The organism is Massilia sp. UYP32 (genome assembly GCF_050434365.1).
Taxonomy (GTDB): domain Bacteria; phylum Pseudomonadota; class Gammaproteobacteria; order Burkholderiales; family Burkholderiaceae_D; genus Telluria; species Telluria timonae.
Genome location: NZ_JBNDIK010000022.1, coordinates 30183 through 54043, shown reverse-complemented (window position 1 = coordinate 54043; position 23861 = coordinate 30183). Strand labels below are relative to the sequence as shown.

Below are 23861 nucleotides of genomic sequence, written 5' to 3'. Positions count from 1 at the left end.
TTCCAATACACGAAAGTGTAAATTTTTTCGACGATAACGACTGATTTTATTTAACACATAATGAAAATTAAGACGAGTTCAACCGTTAAAGCAGTTGATCTTTATCATTGATCTTTTTTCTGGCCGGACGCTGTCCATGTTCCCAGCCTGCCACATGCGTCAGGTCTGACACCTGTACCTGGCGCGTCGACAGCGGCGCAATGCAGCCGGCGGCGCCGGCATCGGGTACAATGACGCCCGTGAAGCAGGCCAGACAGTCGCTGGTCCACGCCGCAAGGTCGTGGACGGGAGGAAGGTCCGGACTCCACAGAGCGGGGTGACGGTTAACGGCCGTCCGCTGAAAGCCGTCTGGCGCAAGCCAGCGGTATAAGGCGAGGAATAGGGCCACAGAGACGAGCGTATTCAGTTACGGTGAAACGCGGTAACCTCCACCTGGAGCAATTCCAAATAGGCACGCGTTGATGTTGCTCGCGGAGCGTGCGGGTAGGAAGCTTGAGCGCTGGAGTAATCCAGCGTCTAGAGGAATGATTGTCCATGCGCCGCCGCAAGGTGGCGTTACACAGAATCCGGCCTATCGGTCTGCTTTACTTATAATTCCCGAGGCACGTGATCCACGCGCCTTGTCGACGGTCGTCCCGGACCGCTTTGCCCTGGCGTTCCGCGCCGGCCGCACTGTCCGGAGACGCCATTGACGCAATACATCCTCGCCCTCGACCAGGGCACGACCAGCTCGCGCGCCATCCTGTTCGACCGCGCCGGGCTGCCGGTGGCCAGCTGCCAGCGCGAATTCCCCCAGCACTTTCCCCAGCCCGGCTGGGTCGAGCACGATCCGCTCGACATCTGGCACAGCCAGCTCGCCTGCGCGCGCGAAGCGCTGGCGCAAGCCGGCATCCAGGCCACCCAGGTGGCCGCGATCGGCATCGCCAACCAGCGCGAGACCACGCTGCTGTGGGACCGTGCGACCGGCGAACCGGTGGCCAACGCCATCGTGTGGCAGGACCGCCGGACCGCCGGCGTGTGCGACCGCCTGCGCGACGCGGGCAAGGCCGCCTTCATCCAGGAACGCTCGGGCCTCGAGCTCGACGCCTATTTTGCCGCCACCAAATTGCAATGGCTGCTCGACCACGTCCCCGGCGCGCGCAGCCGGGCCGAGAAGGGCGAGCTGGCCTTCGGCACCGTCGACAGCTGGCTGGTCTGGCGCCTGTGCGGCCGCCACGTCACCGACACCAGCAATGCCGCGCGCACGATGCTGTTCAACATCCACACGCTGGCCTGGGACGACGACCTGCTGGGGCTGTTCGACATCCCGCGCGCATTGCTGCCCGAGGTCGTGCCTAGCGCCGGCGCCGTCGGGCTGGCCGCCGAAGAGTGGTTTGGCCATGCGATTCCGATCGCCGGCATCGCCGGCGACCAGCAGGCCGCCACCTTCGGGCAAGCCTGCCACCGCAAGGGCCTGGTCAAGAATACCTACGGTACCGGCTGCTTCATGTTGATGCATGCCGGTGATAGCCCTCCCATCTCGCGCAATCGCCTGCTGGCGACGGTCGGCTGGACGGTCGCGGGCCGCACCGACTACCTGCTCGAGGGCAGCGTCTTCATGGGCGGCGCCACCGTGCAATGGCTGCGCGACGGCCTGGGCATCATCCGCCAGTCGCATGAGGTGGAGGCCCTCGCCACCAGCGTGCCCGACAGCGGCGGCGTGATGCTGGTGCCGGCCTTCACCGGCCTCGGCGCGCCACACTGGGATCCGTATGCGCGCGGCACCATTCTCGGCATGACGCGCGGCACGAGCGCCGCCCATATCGCGCGCGCCGCGGTCGAGGCCATTGCCTACCAGAGCGCCGAGCTGCTGGCGGCCATGCAGAAGGACGCCGCCTGCGCCGTCACCGAGTTGCGCGCCGACGGCGGCGCCGCCCGCAACGACCTGCTGATGCAGTTCCAGGCCGACCTGCTCGGCGTCGAGGTGGTGCGCCCGCGCGTCACCGAGACCACCGCCCTGGGCGCGGCCTACCTGGCCGGCCTGGCCTGCGGCTACTGGGAATCGCTGGAAGCGATCGAGGCGCAATGGCAGGTCGAGCGACGTTATGCCCCGCGCATGGATGGCGGCCGTCGCGCCGAACTGCTGGCGCGCTGGGCGAGGGCGGTGGCGCATGCGCGTTCCTGGGCTACCCCGGAGAGTTGAGGCCGGCTTTAGCGATGTCACCGCGCCGCTCGGCAGTTTGAACACGAACGGCGACAGCCCCAAAAAAAATCCCCGCGCAGGGCGGGGAGGGGAGGCGATCAGCGCAGCGGATCGGACGGCACCGAGTGCAGCCAGCGCGCGTGCACGAAGCGCGCCGCGTAGTCGAGCGCGTAACCCAGCAGGCCGATCAGGATGATGGCGGCCGTCAGTTCCGAATACGCCAGGCGGTCGCGCGTATCGAGGATGAAGTAACCCAGGCCGGCGGACACGCCCAGCATCTCGGCCGGCACCAGCACGATCCAGATGATGCCGATCGCCAGGCGCACGCCGGTCAGGATCTGCGCCGTGATCCCCGGCAGCACCAGGCGCCAGATCACTTCCCATTTGGTGGCCGACAGCGAGCGCGCCAGCAGCATCCAGTTGGGGTCGAGCTGGGCCACGCCGGCGGCGGTGCTCAGCATCAGCGGCCACACGGCGGCGAAGGCCAGCAGGAAGTAGACCGGCGCGTCGCCGACGCCCAGCACCATCACCGCCAGCGGCATCCACGACAGCGGCGAGACCATGCGCAGCAGCTGGAACAGCGGCGTGCTGGCCTGGCTGAAGGCCTTCGACATGCCGACCAGGATCCCGAGCGGCACGCCGAACAGGATGGCGAAGCCCAGGCCCACGGCCACGCGCTTCAGGCTGGTGGCCACGTGCACCCAGATGTCGGGGCCCAGCACCATCGCGCGCAAGGCCTCGAAGGTCTCCATCGGGGCGAACATGGCCGCGATCGGCGTGCTCTCTTCGAGGCCCTTGGCGCCCCAGGCCCACAGCAGCAGCGCGATCGCGAAGCCGGCGACCGGCCACAAGAAACGTCCCAGCATGATCAGACCGCGATCGTCTCAGTGCGCAGCAGGTTGGCCGGCAGGCCGAACTTGGCAGGCCCGCCCACGGCGGCGATCGACTTGCGCACGAAGCGGTCGTCGACCAGGTCTTTCGCCACGAACTTCGGATCGAGTTTGGCCAGGAAGCTGGTGTCGCCCTCGACCTTGGTCTGGCCAATCGCGCGCACCAGTTCCTCGGTGTACGAAGCGAACGGGAACGGCTGGAAGTCGATGCGGCGCTGCTGCCAGGCCGGGTGGGCGACGATGCGGCGCTTTTCGTAGTCCGAATAATCGGTGGTGGCCAGCACCTTGGTCAGCGCCTGCAGGTTGTGCGGGGTGTACTTGTTGGGACCGGTGGCGGCCAGCAGCTTGGCCGTCTCGACCTGGTTCGAGCGCGACCACAGCTGGGCATTGACGATCGCGTTGGTCACGCGCTGCGACCATTCCGGCTTGTCGTTCAGGTCGCGCTCGGCCAGGAAGGTCACGCAGCAGGCGTGGTTCTTCCAGACGTCGCCCGAGAAGCGCAGCACCTTGCCGATCTTCGCATTTTCGGCCACCGCATTGAACGGCTCGGCCACGATGTAGCCGGCGATCGACTTGGTCGCCAGCGCCGAGACCATCTCGGACGGCGCCAGCACGATGAGGTTAACTTCATTTGGCTTGAGCGCGGCGCCGCGCGCGCGGGTGACCACGCTCAGCTTGTTCGCGGTCAGGATCTTCTGCAGCAGGATGTTGTGGATCGAGTACCAGAACGGGATCGCGATCGTCTTGCCGCCGAGGTCGGCCACCGAGTTGATCTCGTTCTGCACCGTCAGGGCGGAGCCGTTGATGTGGTTCCAGGCCACCACCTTGGCCGGGAATTTCGAACCGTAGCGCACCCACAGGGTCGCCGGCGACAGCAGGTGGATCACGTTGACCTGGCCGGCCACGAAGGCCTCGACGATCTGGGCCCAGCTGCGGAACAGGCGCGGCGTCTCGACCTTCAGGCCTTGTTGCTCGAACAGCTTGCGGCCGTGCGCCACCAGCAGCGGGGCGGCGTCGGTGATCGGCAGGTAGCCGATTTTCACCGGCTGGTCGTCGCCCTTGAAGTTCTGCGCCATCGCGTCGCCCGCGAACAGCAGCGGCGACGCCGCCGCGGCGCCGGTCAGGGCCGACATGCGCAGGAAGTCGCGCCGGGTCATGCCGCAATCGCAGTCGGAAGAAGCGCAGATGTGGATCGGGTTGCTCATGGGTTTTCCTTGTTGTTCGTGTTCGTGGTTCGCGCCGCGGCGTTCAGGCGCCTTCGCGCAGCGCCTTGATGATGTCCAGCCGCAGCCCGACCACGCCGTCGGCGTGTTCGTGGCGCGGCCGCGGCAGGTCGACCTTCCACTCGCGCACGATGCGTCCGGGCTGGCCGGCCATCAGCAGGATGCGGTCGGCGACCAGGATCGCCTCGTCGATATCGTGGGTCACCAGCAGGGCGGCGGTATGCCAGCGGTGCACCAGGTCGACCAGCAGGGCCTGCATCTCGGCGCGCGTGATCGCGTCCAGGGCCGAGAACGGCTCGTCGGCGAACAATAGCTCGGGCTGGCGCGCGAGGGCGCGCGCCAGCGCCACGCGCTGGGCCTGGCCGCCGGACAGCTGGGCCGGATAGGCATGCGCGCGCGCCGCCAGGCCGACCGCCTCGATGGCGTCGACCACCCGCTGCTTGCGCGCGTCGCGGGAGATCGCCGGCTGGCGCGCGAAGTCCAGGCCGAAGCCCACATTGCCTTCGACGCTCAGCCAGGGCAGCAGGCTCGGTTGCTGGAACACCAGCGCCGCGCGCGGATGCGGGGCCAGGAGCGGTTCGCCCAAAAAGCTGACCTGTCCGGCCTGGGCCGGGCTGAGGCCGGCCAGGCCGCGCAGCAGGGTCGATTTGCCGCAGCCGCTGCCGCCCAGCAGGCACACGATCTCGCGCCTGTCGATGGTGAGAGAGATATTGTCGACCACGGTCTTGCCGCCGTAGCCGATGCGCAGGCCGGAGGCCGACAGCGCGGTCGCGCCTGGTTCGAGCACGGGCGCCGTCATGCCGCGGCGTGCTTCGCGAGTTCGACCTGCAGCTGGGTCAGGCTCGGGGTGACGATCGGGATGAAGGCTGATTCGCGCCAGCGGCGCGCGAAGCTGCGGTCGCGGTCGACCAGGTAGGCGCGGCCGCCGCTGGCTTGCAGCTCGAGCATCACGGCTTGCTGGACGCTTTCGGCCAGCGCGATGCGCAGCCTGAACATCGGCGCCGCGGCGGTCTTGAAGCGGCCGTCGGCCACGCCATCCTTCAGCTGCGTGACCAGGTCTTCCAATGCCACCTGCTGGCCCACGATACGCTCGAGCAGGGGGCCGCGCATGGCGGTCGACAGGCTGTGCGCCGCGCGCAGGCTGGCGCGCGCCAGGCCGACCGACAGGCCGCACTGCAGACCCAGGAAGGACGGACGCACGCCCGGCAGCCAGGCGCGCGCGTTCGGATGCAGCACTTCGCCTTCGCCGATCTGCACGCCCTCGATCTTGACGGCGGCGGTATTGCTGCCGCGCAGGGCCATCAGTTCGAGGTCGGGGCTGCGCGTGACGCCGGCGCCGTCGCTGACGAAGGCGACCACCGCGGGCGGCAGCTCGCCGGCGGAGTTGACGGCGGCGGCGGCGATGAAGCCTTCCTTGCGCAGGTTGGTGATCCAGGCCAGCGAACCGTCGAGCTGCCAGCCTTGTTCGTTGGGGGTGGCCGTGATCTGCAGCGACTCGATCCCGGACAGGAATTTCATCGCGTTTGACAGGCCGGTCGCGCCGGCGAATTCGCCGCGCATCAGCGGGCCGATCCAGCGTGCGCGCATGGCCTCGTTCGGGCTTTGCAGCAGGTATTCGATGAAGGTGCGCTGGCCCCAGAACACGAAGGCCGCGGTGACCGAATATTCGGCCACGGCGGCGATGGCGTCGATCGCATCGATCGTGGCGCCGCCGCTGCCGCCCAGTTCCTGCGGTACGCCCACGGCGAACAGGCCGGCGCCGGCCAGGCGCGGCACGACTTCGCTCGCCAGCTCGGGCGTGCTGTCGAGCTGGTCGGCGTTGGCCTGCAGCCAGTCAGTCAGCTCCGCGGGCAGAGTCACGGCAGAGCGTGTCGTTTGTTCGCCGACCGACATCAGATGGCTCCGCTGGCGAAGGGCTGCAGCTGCGGGTTGATCGCGCTGCCGGCCAGGGTGTTGGCGAAGTTGCACAGGGTGGCCAGGCTGATGCCCAGCACGACTTCCAGCGCCTGCTGGTCGTTGTAGCCGGCGGCCTTGAAGGCGGCCAGGGCGTCGTCGCTCACGCCGCCGCGGGTGGCGATGACGGCTTCCGAGAAGCGGCGCACGGCGTCGAGCCTGGCGTCGCCGGTATCCTGGCCTTGCTGCATGGCGCGGACGGTCTCGACCGGCAGCTGGGCTTTCTTGAGGGCGATGGCGGTGTGGCCGGCGATGCAGAAGTCGCAGCCGTGGATGCGGGCGGCGGTGATCTGCACGACTTCGCGTTCCGGCAGGGTGAGGCTGGTCTCGGCATTGATGCCGGACACCGTCATATAGGTCTGCAGCGCCTGCGGCGAATTGGCCAGCACGCCGATCAGGTTCGGCAGGAAGCCGTTGTTGGCGACGGCCTTGTCCACGAAGGGACGGCTGCCTTCAGGCGCGGTTTCTTGGGTATGCAGGGTCAGGCGGGACATGGCGGATCTCTCTATCAAAGCGTTGGGTCCGTTATTTTAGCGGCGATTGAAAAACACGTTTGGACACGACCGTCCTTGTTTTCTGCTCGATCGTCCGAATCGGCCCGGCATCCGGTGTCTTGACGTGGATGTGCCGGCCACGGCGGAAGGTGCCCGGATGCTCGCCCATCACCTTGTGGAAGGCGCGCGAAAAGGCGGCGTACGAGCTGTAGCCGACGTGGCCGGCGGTGCGCTCGACCGTCTCGCCGCCGTGCAGGCGCTGGGCCGCGATCTTCATGCGCAGCAGCAACAGGAACTGCGCCGGCGCCTGGCCGCTGGCCTCGCTGAAGTGTTTATAGAAGCTCGAGCGCGACATATGGGCCGCGCGCGCCATGTTCTCGGTCGACCAGTCCTGGCCGGGCTCCTGCATCATGCGGTCGAGCAGGGGCGAGAACTCGGGACGGCTGGCCACGGCCAGCAGGCCGGTTGCGATGTCTTGCTGGCGCGCCACGTGGCGGATGACATAGAAGAACATCAGCTCGGCCAGGCGCGCCACCAGCGGCGACGGCGCGTCGGGGTCGCGCGGCGGCTCCAGCAGGATCAGTTCGAACAGCGCGTTCAGGGCCTGCAGCGACGGGTCGTCGGCGCGCAGCACCAGGCTGTCCGGGAAGGAATCGGCGATCAGCGTGCTCAGCGCACTGCGAAAGTGGAAGAAGCCGCAGGCGAGGGCGGTGGCGTCCGGCGCCGCCTGGCCGAGCTGCTGCATCGGCATGCCGGAACGGGCGCTGGCCGGGTCGGGATCGGGACTCAGGAAGTGCGGCGTGTCGCGCAGCAGGAACACGCCGTCGCGCGCGCCCAGGCGCACCGGCGCGCGGCCCGCGACGTGCAGGTAGCACTCGCCATGCAGCACCAGGTGAAAGCTGCCCAGGCCGCGACCGGCGGTGGACGCCTGCCAGCGGCCGCAGTACTGGCCGAGGTGAAAGACCGTCGCTTCGAGCTGCACGCTGTCGATCAGCCAGTGCACCAGGCGGTCGGCATTGTCGGTGGCTGCGTGGGTGTCGGAAGTAGAGGCGGAATGATTCACTCAGCCATTATCGACGGCGCCCGTCCAGGGACCTACGAACAAAAGCTGATATGCAAATAAGAAAAACGTCTTAGAAGTACACCGTCACGCGGCGGGCGTCGGGGTCGGCGCTGCGTTGCGAAGGCGCGCCGTGGGCGTCGAGCAGGTAGGGCGTGCCCGGGCTGGCGCAGGCGACGTCGACCGCGCCGGCGACGCGCACCGAGCAGGTGGCGACGATCTCGAAGCGCGCTTCGAAGCTGGCCGATGCGATGCGCGCGTCCGCCACGGCCGGCAGGGCCAGGGTGACGGCGGCCAGGCTGGCCGCGAGAAGACGGGATGCGCGCAACATGATGAACAAAGCCGAACATTACCGGATAAATAGCGATGAATTCATCATAGCGGCTTTGTTGGCGGCTTGCGCGCGGTGCTGTCGGAATCGGTCAGCTCGTCGCCGCAGGCGGTTTTTTGGTTTTGCGGGATTGCCGGGGCGCCCGACCGTGATGGGCAGACCCAGGGGTGTCCCTGAGTCTCATTGCGTTGTCTCAATGCTACAGAACTGTTCGGATTTGCAGAATCGACGGAAGAATTAGAGAGTTGTCTCTAAAAGAAACCTCTGTTTCTTTACGTCAACATCATGGCGCGATTCAGGCGAGCAGGCTGCGCACCGCGTCGAGCAATTCCAGCGGACTGAACGGCTTGACCACGTACAGGTCGGCCCCGGCCGCCATGCCGGCCGCGATATCGCTTTGCTGGCCGCAGGCCGACAACAGGATGACCTTGGTTGCCGCATGGCGCGGATCGCGCCGCAGCTCGGCGCACACGTCGAGGCCGCTGGCGCCGGGGCCGAGCCAGATGTCGAGCACGACCAGGTCGGGACCTTCGTCGGCGAGCCGGGCCAGGGCCTGCTCGGCATTGGCCGCTTCGACGATGCGTCCGAGGGATTGCAGGGTGAGCGAGATCAGCAGGCGCAGCTCGTCCTGGTCGTCGACGACGAGAATCGTCCTGCTCATGGTCTTGTTCGCGCCGCGAAGGGCGGCGGGGTGGTTGCTTGCAGCGACGGGAATGCGGACATGACAGCTCCCTGACAGGCCGGACGCGCGCCGCGCCGGTGGGTCAGCATAGCAGCTTACGCGCGCACCAGGCCGTTCTCGACGGCGCCGCGCAGTTCGCCGAACGGCACCGGCTTGGGAAACACCGGGATGTCGGCGGGCAGGCCCATGGCCTTGATCGTCGCACGGTCCAGGCCGCTGACGACGATCATGTTCATGCCGGCCGTGCCGCTGTCTTCGCGCAGGGTGCGGATCATGCGGAAGCCGTCCATGCCCGGCATGTTCAGGTCGCTCACCAGGAGGTCGGGGCGCTGCTCGCCGATGCGGATCAGGGCTTCGAAGCCGTTGTTCGCCTTGACCACTTCGAGGTCCAGGCCCCAGCCCGCCATCTCGAGTTCGTACAGGCGCAGCATCAGGGGATCGTCGTCGACCACCAGCACGCGCGGCTTGCCCGGCGCCGGCGCGCTGGCCGGCGCCGGCGGGGCGCCGATGGCGATGCGGCGGCCGTCGACCAGGCGGTTCACCGATTCCACCGTGATGCGGCGATGGCCGCCGGCAGTGCGCCAGGCCTGCAGCGTGCCGTTTTCCACCCACAGCTGCACCGTGCGGTGCGAGACGCCCAGGGTGGCCGCGGCCTCCTTGGTCGAGCAATAGTCCGCGGCATTGTAGGTCGCTGCCGGCTGCAGGTCGGTTGGGGTGTTCATATTTTCCGATATTACGTTTTTAGTTTCCCAAAGTCAAAATAGTTAACTGTGGATAGTGCGTAGTGCGCAACATTTGTAAGCATCTGCATGCCGGGCGCGCGCAGGCGTGGGTCATCCGCGCGGCGCTTCTGCTAAGGTGGCAAGTCGCTGCTGGTCAGCGTCGGCGACGGCGCAGCGCTGTTGCAGGCCCTGTACCGGACCGCGCCGGCCGGGGCCGCGCGTGGGAATGCACTGAAAAGCGCGATCCTCGCCAATGACTGGATGCCCATACAGCAGTCGGTCGACCTCAACAGTTGTTTCTTTACGTCAATATTTTTCTTCTATTTGACGTTGCTCAAACGTAAACATCGTCTTTACAACTCAGGCCTTTCCTTCACTCCTACGGCTAAGTCCCTAATTTTACGGGACATTTTGTTGCGTTGTGTGCGCTGCACCTGCGCCTAAGTCCTTGGTTTCATTGGAAAAAGTCGATTTCGTCAATCGTGAATTCGCTTGACCGTCAACATTGCTTCCACTAAAGTGGGAAACGGTGTGAAAAAGTGTCGATTTGTGGGAGGGTTGTGGGGTAATTCCTTCGGCTCCCGGCGCCCGACAAACATCGGCAAATAACTCTCCAAAGCTAGGTAAATACGTGTTCCAGGGCGCGTCCGCGATCAATCTCGATGCAAAAGGCCGAATGTCGATTCCGGCCAAGCACCGTGACGCCCTTACGCTTCAGTGCGAGGGCCGCATGACCTTGACCAAACACCCCCATGGTTGCCTCCTCTTTTTCCCGCGCCCGGTATGGGAAGAGCACCGCAAACAGATCGCTGCCTGGCCCATGTCGGCCCGCGCGTGGCAGCGCATTTTCCTCGGCAACGCCGTCGATGTCGAGCTCGACAGCGCCGGCCGCGTGCTGATCTCGCCCGAACTGCGTGCCGCGGTCGGGCTCGAGAAGGAAGTGATGATGCTCGGCATGGGCACCCACTTCGAAATCTGGAATGCCGCCAAGCTGGCCGAGGACGAGGCCGAGGCCGTCGCCGGTGGCATGCCCGATGTTCTTTCCAATTTCTCTTTCTGAGGCGCCGATGACGGATTCCTTGACGGTGCCTATGTACCAGCATCGAACGGTGCTGCTTGACGAAGCGGTCGATGCGCTCAACCTCGCGGGCGCACGCGCTGACGGCATCTATATAGATGGCACTTTCGGACGGGGCGGTCACAGCCGCCTGTTGTTGTCGCGCCTGGGCCCGCAAGGGCGCCTGATCGCGTTCGACAAGGATCCGCAAGCGATTGCCACAGCATCACACATCGACGATCCGCGCTTCGCGATCGTCCACGACAGCTTTGCAACGATGCACGACGCGCTGGCCGCGCGCGGCATCCCCCGGGTCGACGGCATCCTGCTCGACCTGGGCATCTCGTCGCCCCAGGTGGACGACGCCAGCCGCGGCTTCAGCTTCCGCAACGATGGCCCGCTCGACATGCGCATGGACACCACGCGCGGCATGTCGGCGGCCGAGTGGATAGCGAGCGCGGAGCAACTTCAATTGGAAAAGGTGATACGCGATTATGGAGAAGAGCGGTATGCTTTTCAGATTGCAAAGGCGATTGTTGCTCGCCGCGCAGTCGAACCGATTTCAGGCACACGACAGCTTGCCGCAATCGTGGCAAGCGCGGTCAAGGGCCGCGAAAAAGGCAAGGACCCGGCAACCAGGACCTTTCAGGCTATCCGGATTTTCATCAATAAGGAGCTTGAGGACCTCGAGGCAGGACTGACGGCCGCCTACGGCATGCTGGCGCCGGGCGCGCGCATGTCCGTGATTTCCTTCCACTCGCTGGAAGACCGCATGGTCAAGCAGTTCCTCGCCTCCAAGGCCAAGGTCGAACAACCCGACCGCCGCCTGCCGATCCGCGCCGTCGACCTGCCGCAGCCCGAGATGCGGCTGATCGACAAGATCAAGCCGAGCGACACCGAGGTGCAGGAGAACCCGCGCGCCCGCTCGGCGGTGCTGCGCGTGGCCGAACGCCTGGGGACGGCTGCATGAGCGTCAAGCTGAACGTCTTGCTCACCGCCTTGCTGGTGGGCTGCGCGCTATCGGTCGTCAACGCCCGCTACCAGGCGCGCCACCTGCTCATCGAGCTCGAGCGCCTGCAGCAGCACGCGCGCCAGCTCGACATCGACTGGGACCAGCTCCAGCTCGACCAGTCGCGCCTGGCCAAGAACGAGCGCATCGAGCAGATCGCCCGTTCGCAGCTCGAGATGGCGCCATTGAGCCCGGCCCGGACCCAGTACCTGACCGAGGGCGCCCCATGATGCGTGGCGCCGCGAAGAACAGCAATGCGCGGGTGGCCGCATCGAAGGGCGTGGCCTTTTCGAAGAGCCCGGTGCTGGCGGTGCGCCTGCCCGACTGGCGTTCGCGCCTGGTGCTGTTCGTCCTGTTCGCGGCCTTCGCCGCCTTGGCCGTGCGCGCGGTCTGGCTGCAGGGCGTGTCGAACCAGTTCCTGCAAAAGCAGGGCAAGAGCCGCTACGAGCGCACGCTCGAGCTGCCGGCCACGCGCGGCCGCATCCTCGACCGCAACGGCGCGGTGCTGGCCACCTCGCTGCCGGTGCGCGCAATCTGGGGCATTCCCGAAGACGTGCTGCAGGCGCCGCCGGAAAAGCTGCGCGCGCTCGCGAACCTGCTCGAGATGCCGGAATCCGAGCTGCGCAAGAAGCTCGACTCCGACCGCACCTTTGTCTATCTGAAGCGCCAGGTCGAGATGCCGATCGTCGACCAGATCCTGGCGCTCAAGATCGACGGCATCGACACGCGCAAGGAATACAAGCGCTTCTATCCGCAGGGCGAAGTGATGACCCACCTGGTGGGCTTCACCAACGTCGAGGACAAGGGCCAGGAAGGGATGGAGCTGCAGCACCAGAAGACCCTGATGGGCGTGCCGGGCAGCCGCCGCGTGATCAAGGACCGCCTCGGCCACATCGCCGAAGACCTGGGCATGTTCCGCGAGCCGCACCAGGGCCGCGACCTGACCCTGTCGGTCGACAGCAAGCTGCAGTACATCGCCTTCACCAGCATCAAGAACGCGGTCGAGAAGTTCCAGGCCAAGGCCGGCGCCGCCGTGGTGCTCGACGTGCAAACGGGCGAAGTGCTGGCCCTGGCCAACTACCCGACCTATAACCCGAACGACCGCTCCAAGCTGACCGGCGAGCAGCTGCGCAACCGCGTCATCACCGACACCTTCGAGCCGGGTTCGACGATCAAGCCGCTCACCGTGGCGCTCGGCCTGGAAACCGGCCGTATCACGCCCGACACCGTGTTCGACAACAATCCGGGCTATATGATGGTGACCGGTCGCCGCATCCGCGACTTCCACAACTATGGCGTGCAGACCGTCAGCGGCATCATCCAGAAATCGTCGAACCTCGGCGTGGTCAAGATCGCCCAGATGATCCCGCAGCAGGAGATGTGGGAGCTGTACACCAAGGTCGGCTACGGCCAGGCGCCGCGCTTCGGCTTCCCCGGCGCCGCCGCCGGCCGCGTGCGGCCCTACAAGACCTGGAAGCCGGTGGAGTACGCCAACATGGCCTTCGGCCACGGCCTGTCGGTGTCGCTGCTGCAGATGGCGCGCTCCTACATGATCTTCGCCCGCAACGGCGACATCATCCCGCTGTCGTTCGTGAAGGTGGACGAGCAGCCGGTGGGCCAGCAGGTGATCTCGGCCAAGACCGCGGCCCAGGTGCGCACCATGCTCGAATCGGTGGTCGGCCCGGGCGGCACCGCCTCGCGCGCCCAGGTCGCCGGCTACCGCATCGGCGGCAAGACCGGCACCGCCGAGAAGATCGTCAACGGCCGCTACTCGCGCACCAACAATATCGGCTACTTCGCCGGCATCGGGCCGATGTCGAAGCCGCGCTTCATCATCGCGGTGATGGTCGACGATCCGAGCGGTCCATTCCGCACCGGCGGCTTCGTCGCCGCGCCGACCGCCGCGGACCTGTTTTCCAATGCGCTGCGGGCCGCCAACGTGCCGCCCGATTCATCGATCACGGACATCATCATTCCGGAAGTTCCTCTAGAGGAGAGCATGTGATGGCCCCGAGCCTGCACGACACCATCGAATGGATTCGCGCCGCCGCCCAAGGCGGCCGTCTCGTTTCCGACTCGCGCCGCGTCAAGCCCGGCGACGTGTTCTTCGCCTATCCGGGCGAAGCCGCCGACGGTCGTCGCTACATCGAAGCCGCCATCGAAGCCGGCGCCGCCGCCGTGGTCTTCGAGGCCGCCGGTTTCGCCTGGAATTTCGATACTGCATTGCCCCATCTTGCCGTGAACGACCTGAAAAAGAACGCCGGCCCGATCGCGCACGCGGTGCTGGACTATCCGGACCGCGCCATGTTCACCGTGGCCGTCACCGGCACCAACGGCAAGACCTCGTGCGCGCTGTGGACCGCGCAAACCCTGGCGCGCCTGGGCGAAGCCGCCGCCGTGATCGGCACGCTGGGCGTGGGCCTGATCAAGGGCAAGGCCGCGACTGAACCGCAGTTCGACGTCACCGGCTACACCACGCCGGACGCGGTGCTGCTGGCCTCGACGCTGGCCGACCTGAAACAAGCGGGCGCCAGCGCGCTGGCCATCGAAGCCTCGTCGATCGGCCTGGTGCAGGAGCGCACCGCCGGTATGCACGTCGACGTCGCGATCTTCACCAACCTGACGCGCGACCATCTCGACTTCCACGGCGACATGGAAAGCTACGAGGCGGCCAAGGTCAAGCTGTTCGAATGGGATGGCCTGAAACACGCGGTGGTCAACCTCGACGACCAGGCCGGGCAGCGCCTGGTGGCGCACCTGCGCGCGAAGTTCCCTGCGCTGGCCGTCACCGGCTACACGCTCGCCGCCGCGCAAGCTCCCGAAGGCGTGGCCGTGCTGCGCGCCGGCGGCATGCGCAGCAAGAACGCCGGCACCGAGTTCCAGGTGGAGACCGCGCAAGGCAATGCGACCGTGCGCACCCAGTTGGTGGGCAACTACAACGTCAGCAATACGCTGGCGGTGCTGGGCGCGCTGCTGGCGAAAGGCGTGGCGCTCAAGTCCGCGGTCGATGCGATCGAGACCCTGGTCCCGGCGCCGGGCCGCATGCAGCAGATGGGCGGGTCGGACGCGCCGATGGTCGTGATCGACTACGCGCACACGCCGGACGCGCTGGAAAAAACCCTCGACGCGCTGCGCCAGGTGGCGCTCGATCGCGGCGGCCAGCTGTGGTGCGTGTTCGGCTGCGGCGGCGACCGCGATCCGGGCAAGCGCCCGCAGATGGGCCGCATCGCGCAGGGCGCCGACCAGGTGCTGGTCACCAGCGATAATCCGCGCAGCGAAGAGCCGGCGAGCATCATCGCCCAGATCGTGGCCGGCATGGACACCTCGCAGGCCGCGCGCGTGCAGACGGTCGAAGACCGCGCGGCCGCCATCCTGCTGGCGGTAAAGCAGGCCGCCAAGCAGGACGTGATCCTGCTGGCAGGGAAGGGCCATGAGCCCTATCAGGAAATCAAGGGTCGCAAGATGCCGTTCTCGGATGCGGACCACGCTTCGCTGGCATTGACGGCGCGGCTAACCATGTTGAGGACGCATTGATGCGCGGATCGTTGCAACAGCTGGCCGACGCCATCCCGGGCGCGCGCCTGGTCGGGCCGGATGCGTCCTTCGAGGGCGTATCGACCGACAGCCGCAAGGTGGGAGCGGGCGCGCTGTTCGTCGCGCTGGTCGGCGAGACCTTCGACGCCCATGACTTCCTGGACCAGGTCGCGGGGCAGGGCGTGGCGGCGGTCGTCGTGTCGCGCCTGCCGGACGGCTGGACCCTGCCGGCGATCGTGGTGCCGGACACGCTGGTGGCGCTGGGCCGCATTGCCCACGCATGGCGTGCGCAGTTCGACATCCCGGTCATCGGCGTCACCGGCAGCAACGGCAAGACGACGGTCAAGGAAATGATCGCCTCCATCCTGGCGGCCGCCGTCGGCGAGGACGCGCGCCTGGCGACCCAGGGCAACCTGAACAACGAGATCGGCGTGCCGCTGACCCTGTTCCGTCTCGACGCTTCGCACCGCGCGGCGGTGGTGGAGCTGGGCATGAACCATCCGGGCGAGATCGGCCGCCTGAGCGCGATCGCGACGCCGACCGTGGGCCTGGTGAACAACGCCCAGCGCGAGCACCAGGAGTTCATGCACACCGTGGAAGCGGTGGCGCGCGAGAACGGTTCGGTGCTGCAGGCGTTGGCAGCGGACGGCGTGGCCGTGTTCCCGGGCGACGATACCTACACCGACCTGTGGCGCGGCCTGGCCGGCTGCAAGGCGCTGACCTTCGGCCTGTCGGAGGCCTGCGACGTGCGCGCGACCCATGTCGCCAGCGATTTCGGCAGCGAGCTGCACGTCCTGGCGCCCGGCGCGCAATTCGGCATCAAGCTGGCCGCGGCCGGCGAACACAATGTGCGCAATGCGCTGGCGGCGATTGCCTGCGCGCTCGGCGCCGGCGTCGACCAGGCGGCGATCGTGCGTGGCCTGGAGGCATTCGCCCCGGTCGGCGGCCGCCTGCAGCGCAAGCAGGCCGGCAACGGCGCGACCGTCATCGACGACACCTATAACGCGAACCCCGATTCGATGCGGGCCGCGATCGACGTGCTGGCCGCCTGTCCGGCGCCGCGCATCCTGGTCGTGGGCGACATGGGCGAAGTCGGCGCGCAAGGAAAAGAGTTTCACGAAGAAATCGGCGCCTACGCAGCTTCGCGTGGCATCGAGACCGTGCTCGCGACAGGCGAGCTGGCGCGCCACCTGGTCGCGTCGGGAGCACGACATTACGAGCAGTTCGACGAATTATTGGCAGCACTGGATGAAAAACTGGGCGGCAATACCAAAGCGACTGTGCTGGTGAAGGGCTCGCGCTTCATGAAGATGGAGCGCGTGGTCCAGCACCTGACCGGATCAACCACCATTGGCAAGGGCGCCCACTAATATGCTTCTCTGGCTCGCACAATACTTCCAGGACTATATCGGTCCGCTGCGCGTGTTCAACTACATCACCTTCCGCGCGGTGTTCGCCACCATCACCGCCATCACGATCGGCCTGGTCGCAGGCCCCGTAGTCATCCGCAAGCTGACCGAACTGAAGGTCGGCCAGGCGGTGCGCACCTATGGCCCGCAAAGCCACCTGACCAAGCACGGCACCCCGACCATGGGCGGCGTGCTGGTGCTGATCGCGATCGGCGTCTCGACCCTGCTGTGGTGCGACCTGTCGAACCGCCTGATCTGGCCGGTGCTGGTGGTGACCTTCGGCTTCGGCGCCGTCGGCTGGGTCGACGACTACCGCAAGGTCGTCTACAAGGACCCGGAAGGCATGCGCTCGGGCGAAAAATACTTCTGGATGTCGCTGATCGGCATCGCCTCGGCCCTGTACCTCGCGTTCTCGGTCTCGGCCGCCAATCCGTGGGAAGTGGCGCAGCTGTTCTACGCCTGGGTGCAGTCCGGCTTCTCGATGGACCTGCCGCCGAAGGCCGACCTGATCGTCCCCTTCTTCAAGACCATCAGCTATCCGCTGGGCGTGTGGGGCTTCATCGCGCTGACCTATTGCGTGATCGTGGGCGCCTCGAACGCGGTGAACTTCACCGACGGCCTCGATGGCCTGGCCATCATGCCGACCGTGATGGTGGGCGGCGCGCTGGGCCTGTTCGCCTACCTCACCGGCAGCGTGACCTATTCGAAATACCTTCTGATCCCGTACATCCCGGGCGCCGGCGAACTCCTGATCTTCTGCGGCGCGATGGCCGGCGCGGGCCTGGCCTTCCTGTGGTTTAACGCGCACCCGGCCCAGATGTTCATGGGCGACGTCGGCGCGCTGGCGCTGGGCGGCGCGCTGGGCACCATCGCCGTCATCGTGCGCCAGGAAATCGTGCTGTTCATCATGGGCGGCATCTTCGTGGCCGAGACCCTGTCGGTGATCATCCAGGTCAGCTATTTCAAATATACGAAGAAGCGCTACGGCACCGGACGCCGCGTGTTCCTGATGGCGCCGCTGCACCACCATTTCGAACAAAAGGGCTGGAAGGAGACCAAGGTCGTGGTCCGCTTCTGGATCGTGACCATGGTGCTGATCCTGGTCGGCCTGTCGACGTTGAAACTGCGCTGAAATGAACTACGACGGCAAACACGCATTGGTGCTGGGCCTGGGCGAATCCGGGCTGGCGATGGCGCTCTGGCTGGCGCGGGCCGGCGCACGCGTGCGCGCGGCCGATACGCGCGATGCACCCCAGCGCCTGGAAGCGCTGCGCGCCGCGGCGCCTGACGCCGAATTCATCGCGGGCGATTTCAATGTCGCGCTGCTCGACGGCGTCGACTTCGTCGCCGTCAGCCCGGGCCTGGCGCCGCATCGCGAACTGGCCGAGATCGTGCCCGCCGCCGCCGAGCGCCGCATTCCGGTGTGGGGCGAGATCGAGCTGTTCGCGCAGGCGCTGGCGCACCTGCGCGAGACGAGCGGCTACACGCCAAAGGTCATCGCCATTACCGGCACCAACGGCAAGACCACGGTGACCAGCCTGACCGGCCTGCTGTGCCGCCGCGCGGGCCTCAGCACGCGCGTGGCCGGCAACATCAGCCCGGCCGCGCTGGACGTGCTGCGCGAAACGATCGATGCGAATGACCTGCCGCAGGCCTGGGTGCTGGAACTGTCCAGCTTCCAGCTGCACACCACCTTCAGCCTGCAGGCCGACGCCGCGACGGTGCTGAACCTGAGCCAGGACCACCTGGACTGGCACGGCAGCATGGACGCCTATGCGGCCGACAAGGCGCGCATCTTCGGCGCGGCTACCATCCGCGTGCTCAATCGCGACGATGCGCGCGTGATGCGCATGGCGGCGGTCGACACCCCGGCTTATACCTTCGGCACCGATGAGCCGGTCGAGGCCGACAGCTTCGGCCTGCTCGAAGAGCGCGGCGTGCTGTGGCTGGCCAATGCGGTCGCGGGCGAGGAAGTCGAAAAGAAGCGCAAGAAAAACGAGGCGCCGGAGCCGGTCGAGGCCATCGTCAACCGCCTGATGCCGGCCGATGCCTTGAAAATCCGCGGCCTGCACAATGCCTCGAACGCGCTGGCCGCGCTGGCCCTGTGCCGCGCCTGCGGCCTGCCGCTGGCGCCGCTGCTGCATGGCTTGCGCGAATACGCGGGCGAGCCGCATCGCGTGGAACTGGTCGCCACCATCGACGGCGTCGATTACTACGACGACAGCAAGGGCACCAATGTCGGCGCCACCGTGGCTGCCCTGACCGGCCTGGGCAAGGCCTTCACCGGCGCCGACCAGCAGATCCTCCTGATCGCCGGCGGCGACGGCAAGGGCCAGGACTTCGCGCCGCTGGCGCAACCGGTCGCCGATCACGTGCGCGCCGTGCTGCTGATCGGCCGCGATGCGCCCGCGGTACGCGCCGCGGTCGAGCCGACCGGCGTGCCGGCCTTCGACCTGGATGACCTGCCGCAGGCGGTGCGCCGCGCCGCGGGCCTGGCGCGTCCCGGTGACGCCGTGCTGCTGTCGCCGGCCTGCGCCAGCCTCGACATGTTCACCAATTACGCGCACCGCGCCCAGGTGTTCGTCGACACGGTGCGCGAGATCGCGCTGGACAAGGGACAGGAGATCTGATGGCCTTCCAGATTCCGTTCAAGTTCTCCGGAACCGCCTCCGACGCCACGGTCGACGGCCGCAGCAAGCCGTCGAAGATGATGGACTACGACCAGCCGCTGGTCTGGGTCACGCTGCTGCTGATGCTGCTCGGGATGGTGATGGTGTACTCGGCCTCGATCGCCTTGCCCGATTCGCCCAAGTTCCGCTACCTGGAAGACCGCAACGAATACTTCCTGTACCGCCAGGCGATCTACATCATCGTCTCGATGGTTGCGGCCGCGGTGGTGTTCCGGGTGCCGATCGCGGTATGGCAAAAATACGCGCCGATGATGTTCATCGGCACCCTGGTGTTGCTGGTGCTGGTGCTGATCCCGGGCCTGGGCGTGTCGGTCAACGGCGCGCGGCGCTGGCTGTCGCTGAAGGTCTTCAACCTGCAGCCATCCGAGATCATGAAGATCGCGGTGGTGCTGTACGCGGCCGACTTCACGGTGCGCAAGCAGGAGTACATGCACAAGCTCACCAAGGGCTTCCTGCCGATGATGGTCGCGATCGGCCTGGTCGGCGCCTTGCTGCTGCTCGAGCCCGACCTCGGCGCCTTCGGCGTGATCGTCTGCATCGCCATGGGCATCCTGTTCCTGGGCGGGATCAATATCGTCTGGTTCGGCGGCATCGGCGCGCTGCTGGTGGTGATCTTCAGCGCGATCATCGCGCTGTCGCCGTTCCGCCGCGCGCGCATGTTCGCCTACCTCGATCCATGGGAAGAGGGCAATGCGCTGGACAAGGCTTATCAATTGACGCACTCGCTGATCGCCTTCGGGCGCGGCGAATTCTTCGGCGTGGGCCTGGGCGCCTCGGTCGAGAAGCTGCACTACCTGCCGGAAGCGCACACCGACTTCATCATGGCCGTGATCGGCGAAGAGCTGGGCCTGGTCGGCGTGCTGGTGGTGGTGGCGATGTTCTACTGGCTGGTCAAGCGCGCCTTCGACATCGGCCGCCAGGCGATCGCCCTGGACCAGACCTTCGCCGGCCTGGCCGCGAAGGGCATCGGCATCTGGATCGGCGTGCAGACCTTCATCAATATGGGCGTGAACCTGGGCCTGTTGCCGACCAAGGGTTTGACCCTGCCCCTGATGAGCTTTGGTGGTTCGGGCGTCATGTTCAACTGCATTGGCCTCGCGATCCTGCTGCGGATCGATTACGAGAACCGGGTGCGGATGCGCGGAGGCCGCACATGAAGGTCAGAAACACTAAGCGTTTGATGATCATGGCTGCAGGAACGGGCGGCCATATCTTCCCCGGCATCGCGATCGCGCAGACCATGCGCGCGCGCGGCTGGGAAGTGAGCTGGCTCGGCACCGCCCACGGCATGGAAACCGACCTGGTGCCGAAGGCCGGCATCCCGATGGACACCATCGACTTCGCCGGACTGCGCGGCAAGGGCCTGGGCCACACCGTCAAGGGCGCCTTCAAGATGGCGGCGAGCTTCCTCACCTGCCGCCGCTATCTGGGCAGCCGTCGTCCCGACGTGGTGCTGGGCATGGGCGGCTACGTCACGGTTCCGGGCGGATTGACCGCGCGTTCGCGCGGCATTCCGCTGGCGCTGGTGAACGCCGATGCCGCGCTGCTGTTGTCGAACAAGACGCTGGCGCCGGTGGCGCAGCGTGTGCTGTTCGGCTTCCCGGCGGACTTCGGCAAGGCGGCCGACAAGGCGGTGGTCACCGGGAACCCGGTGCGCCAGCAGATCCTCGACCTGCCTCTGCCTTCCGCGCGCTTCGCCGGCCGCAGCGGTCCGCTGCGCGTGCTGGTGGTGGGCGGCAGCCTGGGGGCGAAAGTCCTGAACGACAGCGTGCCGGCGGCCCTGGCCCTGATCGACCCGGCCCTGCGCCCGATCGTGACCCACCAGTCGGGCAAGAAGAATATCGATGCGCTGCGCGCGTCTTATTTGCAGGCCGGTGTCAACGCAAACGTGGTCGACTTCATTGATGACATGGCCGCTGCCTACGCGAACGCCGACCTGGTGATCTGCCGCGCCGGCGCGATCACGGTGTCCGAGCTGACGGCGGCCGGCGTGGCCAGCGTGCTGGTGCCGTTCGTCGCCAGCACCACCAGCCACCAGCGCGATAACGCGGTGTGGATGGACAAGCAAGGCGCGGCGGTGCATCTGGCGCAGGGCGAACTCAATCCGCAGCGGCTGGCGAGCCTGCTGCAAGACACGACGCGCGAGCGTTGCCTGGCGATGGCGCAGGCGGCGCATGGCGTGGGCAAGCGCGACGCCAACGAGGCGATCGCGCGCGAACTCGAACAATTGGCAGGGCAGCTTTAATGAAACACAAGATCAAGAACATCCACTTCGTGGGCATCGGCGGCAGCGGCATGAGCGGCATCGCCGAGGTGCTGCACAATCTCGGCTATCAGGTGTCGGGCTCGGACCTGGGCAGCAATGCCGCTACCCAGCGCCTGGCCGGCCTGGGCGTGACCGTCCACCTCGGCCACCAGGCCGAGAACGTGAGCGGCGCCGACGTCGTCGTGACCTCGACCGCCGTCAACGAGGCGAATCCCGAAGTGGTCGCCGCGCGCGCCAACAAGACGCCCATCGTGCCGCGCGCGATCATGCTGGGCGAACTGATGCGCCTGAAGCGCGGCATCGCGATCGCCGGCACCCACGGCAAGACCACCACCACCAGCCTGGTGGCGTCGGTGCTGGCCGCCGGCGGACTCGATCCGACCTTCGTCATCGGCGGACGCCTGACGGCGGCCGGCGCCAACGCGGCCCTGGGCAGCGGCGAATACATCGTGGCCGAGGCCGACGAGTCGGATGCCTCGTTCCTGAACCTGTCGCCGATGATCGAAGTGATCACGAACATCGACGCCGACCACATGGACACCTACGAGCACGACTTCGAGAAGCTGAAGGCCGCGTTCGTGAACTTTACGCACCGCATGCCGTTCTACGGCCGCGTGATGCTGTGCATCGACGACCCGCACGTGCGCTCGATCCTGCCGCAGGTGACCAAGCCGGTCACCACCTATGGCTTCTGCGAGGAAGCCGAGGTGCGTGCGCTGGACGCCTATGCCGAAGGCACGCAGATGCATTTCACGGTGCGCCAGGAAGGCTATCCGGACACCAAGTTCGTGCTGAACCAGCCCGGCATGCACAATGTGCTCAATGCCTGCTCGGCGATCGCGATCGCGCGCGAGATCGGCATCGAGGACGCCGCCACCGCCCAGGGCCTGCTGGAATTCCGTGGCGTCGGCCGCCGCTTCACGCGCTATGGCGAAGTGGCGCTGCCCGCCGGCGGCAGCTTTACCCTGGTCGACGACTTCGGCCACCACCCGGTCGAGACCGAGGTGACGCTGGCCGCGGCGCGCGCCGCCTATCCGGGCCGGCGCCTGGTGCTGGCCTTCCAGCCGCACCGTTACAGCCGCACGCGCGACCTGTTCGAGGATTTCGTCAAGGTGCTGGCCACGCCCGACGTGCTGCTGCTGGCCGAGGTGTATCCGGCCGGCGAAGCGCCGATCGTGGCCGCCGACGGCCGCGCGCTGGCGCGCGCGCTGCGCACCTCGGGCAAGCTTGAGCCGATCTTCGTGGAGACGATCGCCGACATGCCGGCCGCCATCCTGAATGTGGCGCGCGACGGCGACGTCGTGCTGACCATGGGCGCCGGCTCGATCAGCGGCGTGCCCAACCAACTCACTAACGAATCTATCATCAATGCGAGGCCTGAACCGTGACCACCACCCCAACTCTTGACGCAGCGGCTTTCGGCAAGGTCGGCGTGCTGTTCGGCGGACGTTCCGCCGAACGCGAGATCTCGCTCATTTCCGGCGCCGGCGTCCTGGCGGCGCTGCAGAGCCGCGGCATCGACGCCCACGCCTTCGACCCGGGCACGCAAAGCCTGGCCGAGCTGGCCGCGCAACGATTCGACCGCGTGTTCATCGCGCTGCACGGCCGCTACGGCGAAGACGGCAGCCTGCAGGGCGCCCTCGAGCTGCTCGGCATTCCCTACACCGGCAGCGGCGTGATGGCGTCCAGCGTCGGCATGGACAAGATCACCACCAAGAAGATCTGGCTGCAGGAGAGCGTGCCGACCCCGCGCTACGTGCGGATCGATGCGGATACCGACCTGGATGCGGTGGTGGCCGATCTGGGCCTGCCGCTGATCGTCAAGCCGCCGCTCGAAGGCTCGAGCATCGGCATCACCAAGGTCACGCAGGCCGACCAGTTGAAGGAGGCGGTGGCGCTGGTGACCAGCATGGACGAGTCGGTGCTGGCCGAGGAATTCGTCACCGGCCGCGAGTTCACCGTGGCCGTGCTGGGCCATGGCGCCTCGGCGCGCGCGCTGCCGATCGTCGAGATCGTGGCGCCGGAAGGCAAGTACGACTACCAGAACAAGTACTTCACCGACGACACGCAGTATCACTGCCCGGCGCCGCTCCCGGAGGAGCTGACCCATGAGATCCAGCGCCACGCGGTGAACGCCTACCGCGCCCTGGGCTGCGAGGGCTGGGGCCGGGTCGACGTGCTGGTGCGCGAAAGCGATATGCGTCCCTTCCTGCTGGAGGTGAACACCTCGCCCGGCATGACGACCCACTCGCTGGTGCCGATGGCGGCGCGCGCGGTCGGCATCGGCTACGAAGACCTGTGCGTCGAGATCCTGCGTTCGGCGCGGCTCAAGATGGGCCAGAAGGCAAAAGGATAAAAG

At 66.9% G+C, this 23861-nt stretch carries 22 protein-coding genes and 1 other RNA gene; 14 read left to right on the top strand and 9 right to left on the bottom strand.

Features of this window, described 5'->3' with window-relative positions:
• The first annotated feature begins 241 nt into the window (after positions 1-241).
• Both rnpB and glpK read left to right on the top strand, forming a co-directional pair.
• Positions 242-590, top strand: an RNA gene (rnpB, locus tag ABIB42_RS17845) — RNase P RNA component class A.
• Positions 591-688: 98 nt separating this feature from the next.
• A complete protein-coding gene (gene glpK / locus ABIB42_RS17840) occupies positions 689-2182 on the top strand; it encodes a glycerol kinase GlpK (protein WP_312486650.1) in 1494 nt (497 codons plus the stop codon).
• A 98-nt stretch (positions 2183-2280) separates the two neighbouring features.
• Here glpK and ABIB42_RS17835 read toward each other — a convergent pair whose 3' ends face one another.
• The 9 genes from ABIB42_RS17835 to ABIB42_RS17795 form a co-directional block, all read right to left on the bottom strand.
• Positions 2281-3048: an ABC transporter permease gene (locus ABIB42_RS17835; RefSeq protein ID WP_005668205.1), complete on the bottom strand. Its 768-nt coding sequence runs from the start codon at positions 3046-3048 to the stop codon at positions 2281-2283.
• A gap of 2 nt (positions 3049-3050) precedes the next feature.
• Positions 3051-4277: an ABC transporter substrate-binding protein gene (locus tag ABIB42_RS17830; protein ID WP_071360308.1), complete on the bottom strand. Its 1227-nt coding sequence runs from the start codon at positions 4275-4277 to the stop codon at positions 3051-3053.
• 43 nt (positions 4278-4320) lie between these two features.
• Entirely contained in the window at positions 4321-5094 is a 774-nt protein-coding gene (locus ABIB42_RS17825) for an ABC transporter ATP-binding protein (RefSeq protein ID WP_005668208.1), read from the bottom strand.
• The gene (locus tag ABIB42_RS17820) at positions 5091-6188 is read right to left on the bottom strand and encodes an acyl-CoA dehydrogenase family protein (protein WP_429248730.1); all 1098 of its coding nucleotides are present in this window, start codon (positions 6186-6188) and stop codon (positions 5091-5093) included. The genes ABIB42_RS17825 and ABIB42_RS17820 overlap by 4 nt, the downstream gene beginning before the upstream one ends.
• Positions 6188-6742, bottom strand: a complete 555-nt coding sequence (locus ABIB42_RS17815) for a carboxymuconolactone decarboxylase family protein (RefSeq protein WP_005668211.1) — start codon at positions 6740-6742, stop codon at positions 6188-6190. Before ABIB42_RS17815 ends, ABIB42_RS17820 begins: the two co-directional genes overlap by 1 nt.
• A gap of 31 nt (positions 6743-6773) precedes the next feature.
• Entirely contained in the window at positions 6774-7805 is a 1032-nt protein-coding gene (locus tag ABIB42_RS17810; protein WP_184235426.1) for an AraC family transcriptional regulator, read from the bottom strand.
• Positions 7806-7875: 70 nt separating this feature from the next.
• A complete protein-coding gene (locus ABIB42_RS17805) occupies positions 7876-8133 on the bottom strand; it encodes a hypothetical protein (protein ID WP_184235423.1) in 258 nt (85 codons plus the stop codon).
• Positions 8134-8428: 295 nt separating this feature from the next.
• Positions 8429-8794, bottom strand: a complete 366-nt coding sequence (locus ABIB42_RS17800; protein ID WP_005668217.1) for a response regulator transcription factor — start codon at positions 8792-8794, stop codon at positions 8429-8431.
• 116 nt (positions 8795-8910) lie between these two features.
• Positions 8911-9537, bottom strand: a complete 627-nt coding sequence (locus ABIB42_RS17795; RefSeq protein ID WP_005668219.1) for a response regulator — start codon at positions 9535-9537, stop codon at positions 8911-8913.
• 631 nt (positions 9538-10168) lie between these two features.
• Here ABIB42_RS17795 and mraZ point away from each other — a divergent pair.
• Genes mraZ through ABIB42_RS17735 form a run of 12 tightly spaced genes read left to right on the top strand, consistent with a single transcriptional unit; the run spans position 10169 to position 23858 of the window.
• Positions 10169-10597 carry a division/cell wall cluster transcriptional repressor MraZ gene (gene mraZ, locus ABIB42_RS17790; RefSeq protein ID WP_040776953.1) on the top strand — a complete coding sequence of 143 codons (429 nt, stop codon included), beginning with the start codon at positions 10169-10171 and terminating at the stop codon, positions 10595-10597.
• Positions 10584-11564 (top strand): 16S rRNA (cytosine(1402)-N(4))-methyltransferase RsmH, encoded by a 981-nt coding sequence (rsmH, locus tag ABIB42_RS17785; protein ID WP_169331337.1) that lies wholly within the window; start codon positions 10584-10586, stop codon positions 11562-11564. Before mraZ ends, rsmH begins: the two co-directional genes overlap by 14 nt.
• Positions 11561-11833, top strand: coding sequence for a cell division protein FtsL (ftsL, locus tag ABIB42_RS17780; RefSeq protein WP_005668224.1), 273 nt, complete (start codon positions 11561-11563; stop codon positions 11831-11833). Before rsmH ends, ftsL begins: the two co-directional genes overlap by 4 nt.
• Complete coding sequence (locus tag ABIB42_RS17775) at positions 11830-13608, top strand: peptidoglycan D,D-transpeptidase FtsI family protein (protein ID WP_071360301.1); 1779 nt, start codon at positions 11830-11832, stop codon at positions 13606-13608. Before ftsL ends, ABIB42_RS17775 begins: the two co-directional genes overlap by 4 nt.
• On the top strand, positions 13608-15137 hold the full coding sequence (locus ABIB42_RS17770) for a UDP-N-acetylmuramoyl-L-alanyl-D-glutamate--2,6-diaminopimelate ligase (RefSeq protein ID WP_429248729.1): 1530 nt from the start codon (positions 13608-13610) through the stop codon (positions 15135-15137). Before ABIB42_RS17775 ends, ABIB42_RS17770 begins: the two co-directional genes overlap by 1 nt.
• On the top strand, positions 15137-16507 hold the full coding sequence (locus tag ABIB42_RS17765; protein WP_429248728.1) for a UDP-N-acetylmuramoyl-tripeptide--D-alanyl-D-alanine ligase: 1371 nt from the start codon (positions 15137-15139) through the stop codon (positions 16505-16507). Before ABIB42_RS17770 ends, ABIB42_RS17765 begins: the two co-directional genes overlap by 1 nt.
• A gap of 1 nt (position 16508) precedes the next feature.
• The gene (mraY, locus tag ABIB42_RS17760) at positions 16509-17678 is read left to right on the top strand and encodes a phospho-N-acetylmuramoyl-pentapeptide-transferase (protein ID WP_429248727.1); all 1170 of its coding nucleotides are present in this window, start codon (positions 16509-16511) and stop codon (positions 17676-17678) included.
• A gap of 1 nt (position 17679) precedes the next feature.
• A complete protein-coding gene (murD, locus tag ABIB42_RS17755) occupies positions 17680-19176 on the top strand; it encodes a UDP-N-acetylmuramoyl-L-alanine--D-glutamate ligase (RefSeq protein WP_005668234.1) in 1497 nt (498 codons plus the stop codon).
• Positions 19176-20393 (top strand): putative lipid II flippase FtsW, encoded by a 1218-nt coding sequence (ftsW, locus tag ABIB42_RS17750; protein WP_005668236.1) that lies wholly within the window; start codon positions 19176-19178, stop codon positions 20391-20393. The genes murD and ftsW overlap by 1 nt, the downstream gene beginning before the upstream one ends.
• Positions 20390-21481, top strand: a complete 1092-nt coding sequence (gene murG / locus ABIB42_RS17745; RefSeq protein WP_005668238.1) for an undecaprenyldiphospho-muramoylpentapeptide beta-N-acetylglucosaminyltransferase — start codon at positions 20390-20392, stop codon at positions 21479-21481. The genes ftsW and murG overlap by 4 nt, the downstream gene beginning before the upstream one ends.
• Entirely contained in the window at positions 21481-22890 is a 1410-nt protein-coding gene (murC, locus tag ABIB42_RS17740; RefSeq protein WP_005668240.1) for a UDP-N-acetylmuramate--L-alanine ligase, read from the top strand. Before murG ends, murC begins: the two co-directional genes overlap by 1 nt.
• A complete protein-coding gene (locus ABIB42_RS17735; RefSeq protein WP_184235405.1) occupies positions 22887-23858 on the top strand; it encodes a D-alanine--D-alanine ligase in 972 nt (323 codons plus the stop codon). Before murC ends, ABIB42_RS17735 begins: the two co-directional genes overlap by 4 nt.
• The last annotated feature ends 3 nt before the right edge of the window (positions 23859-23861 follow it).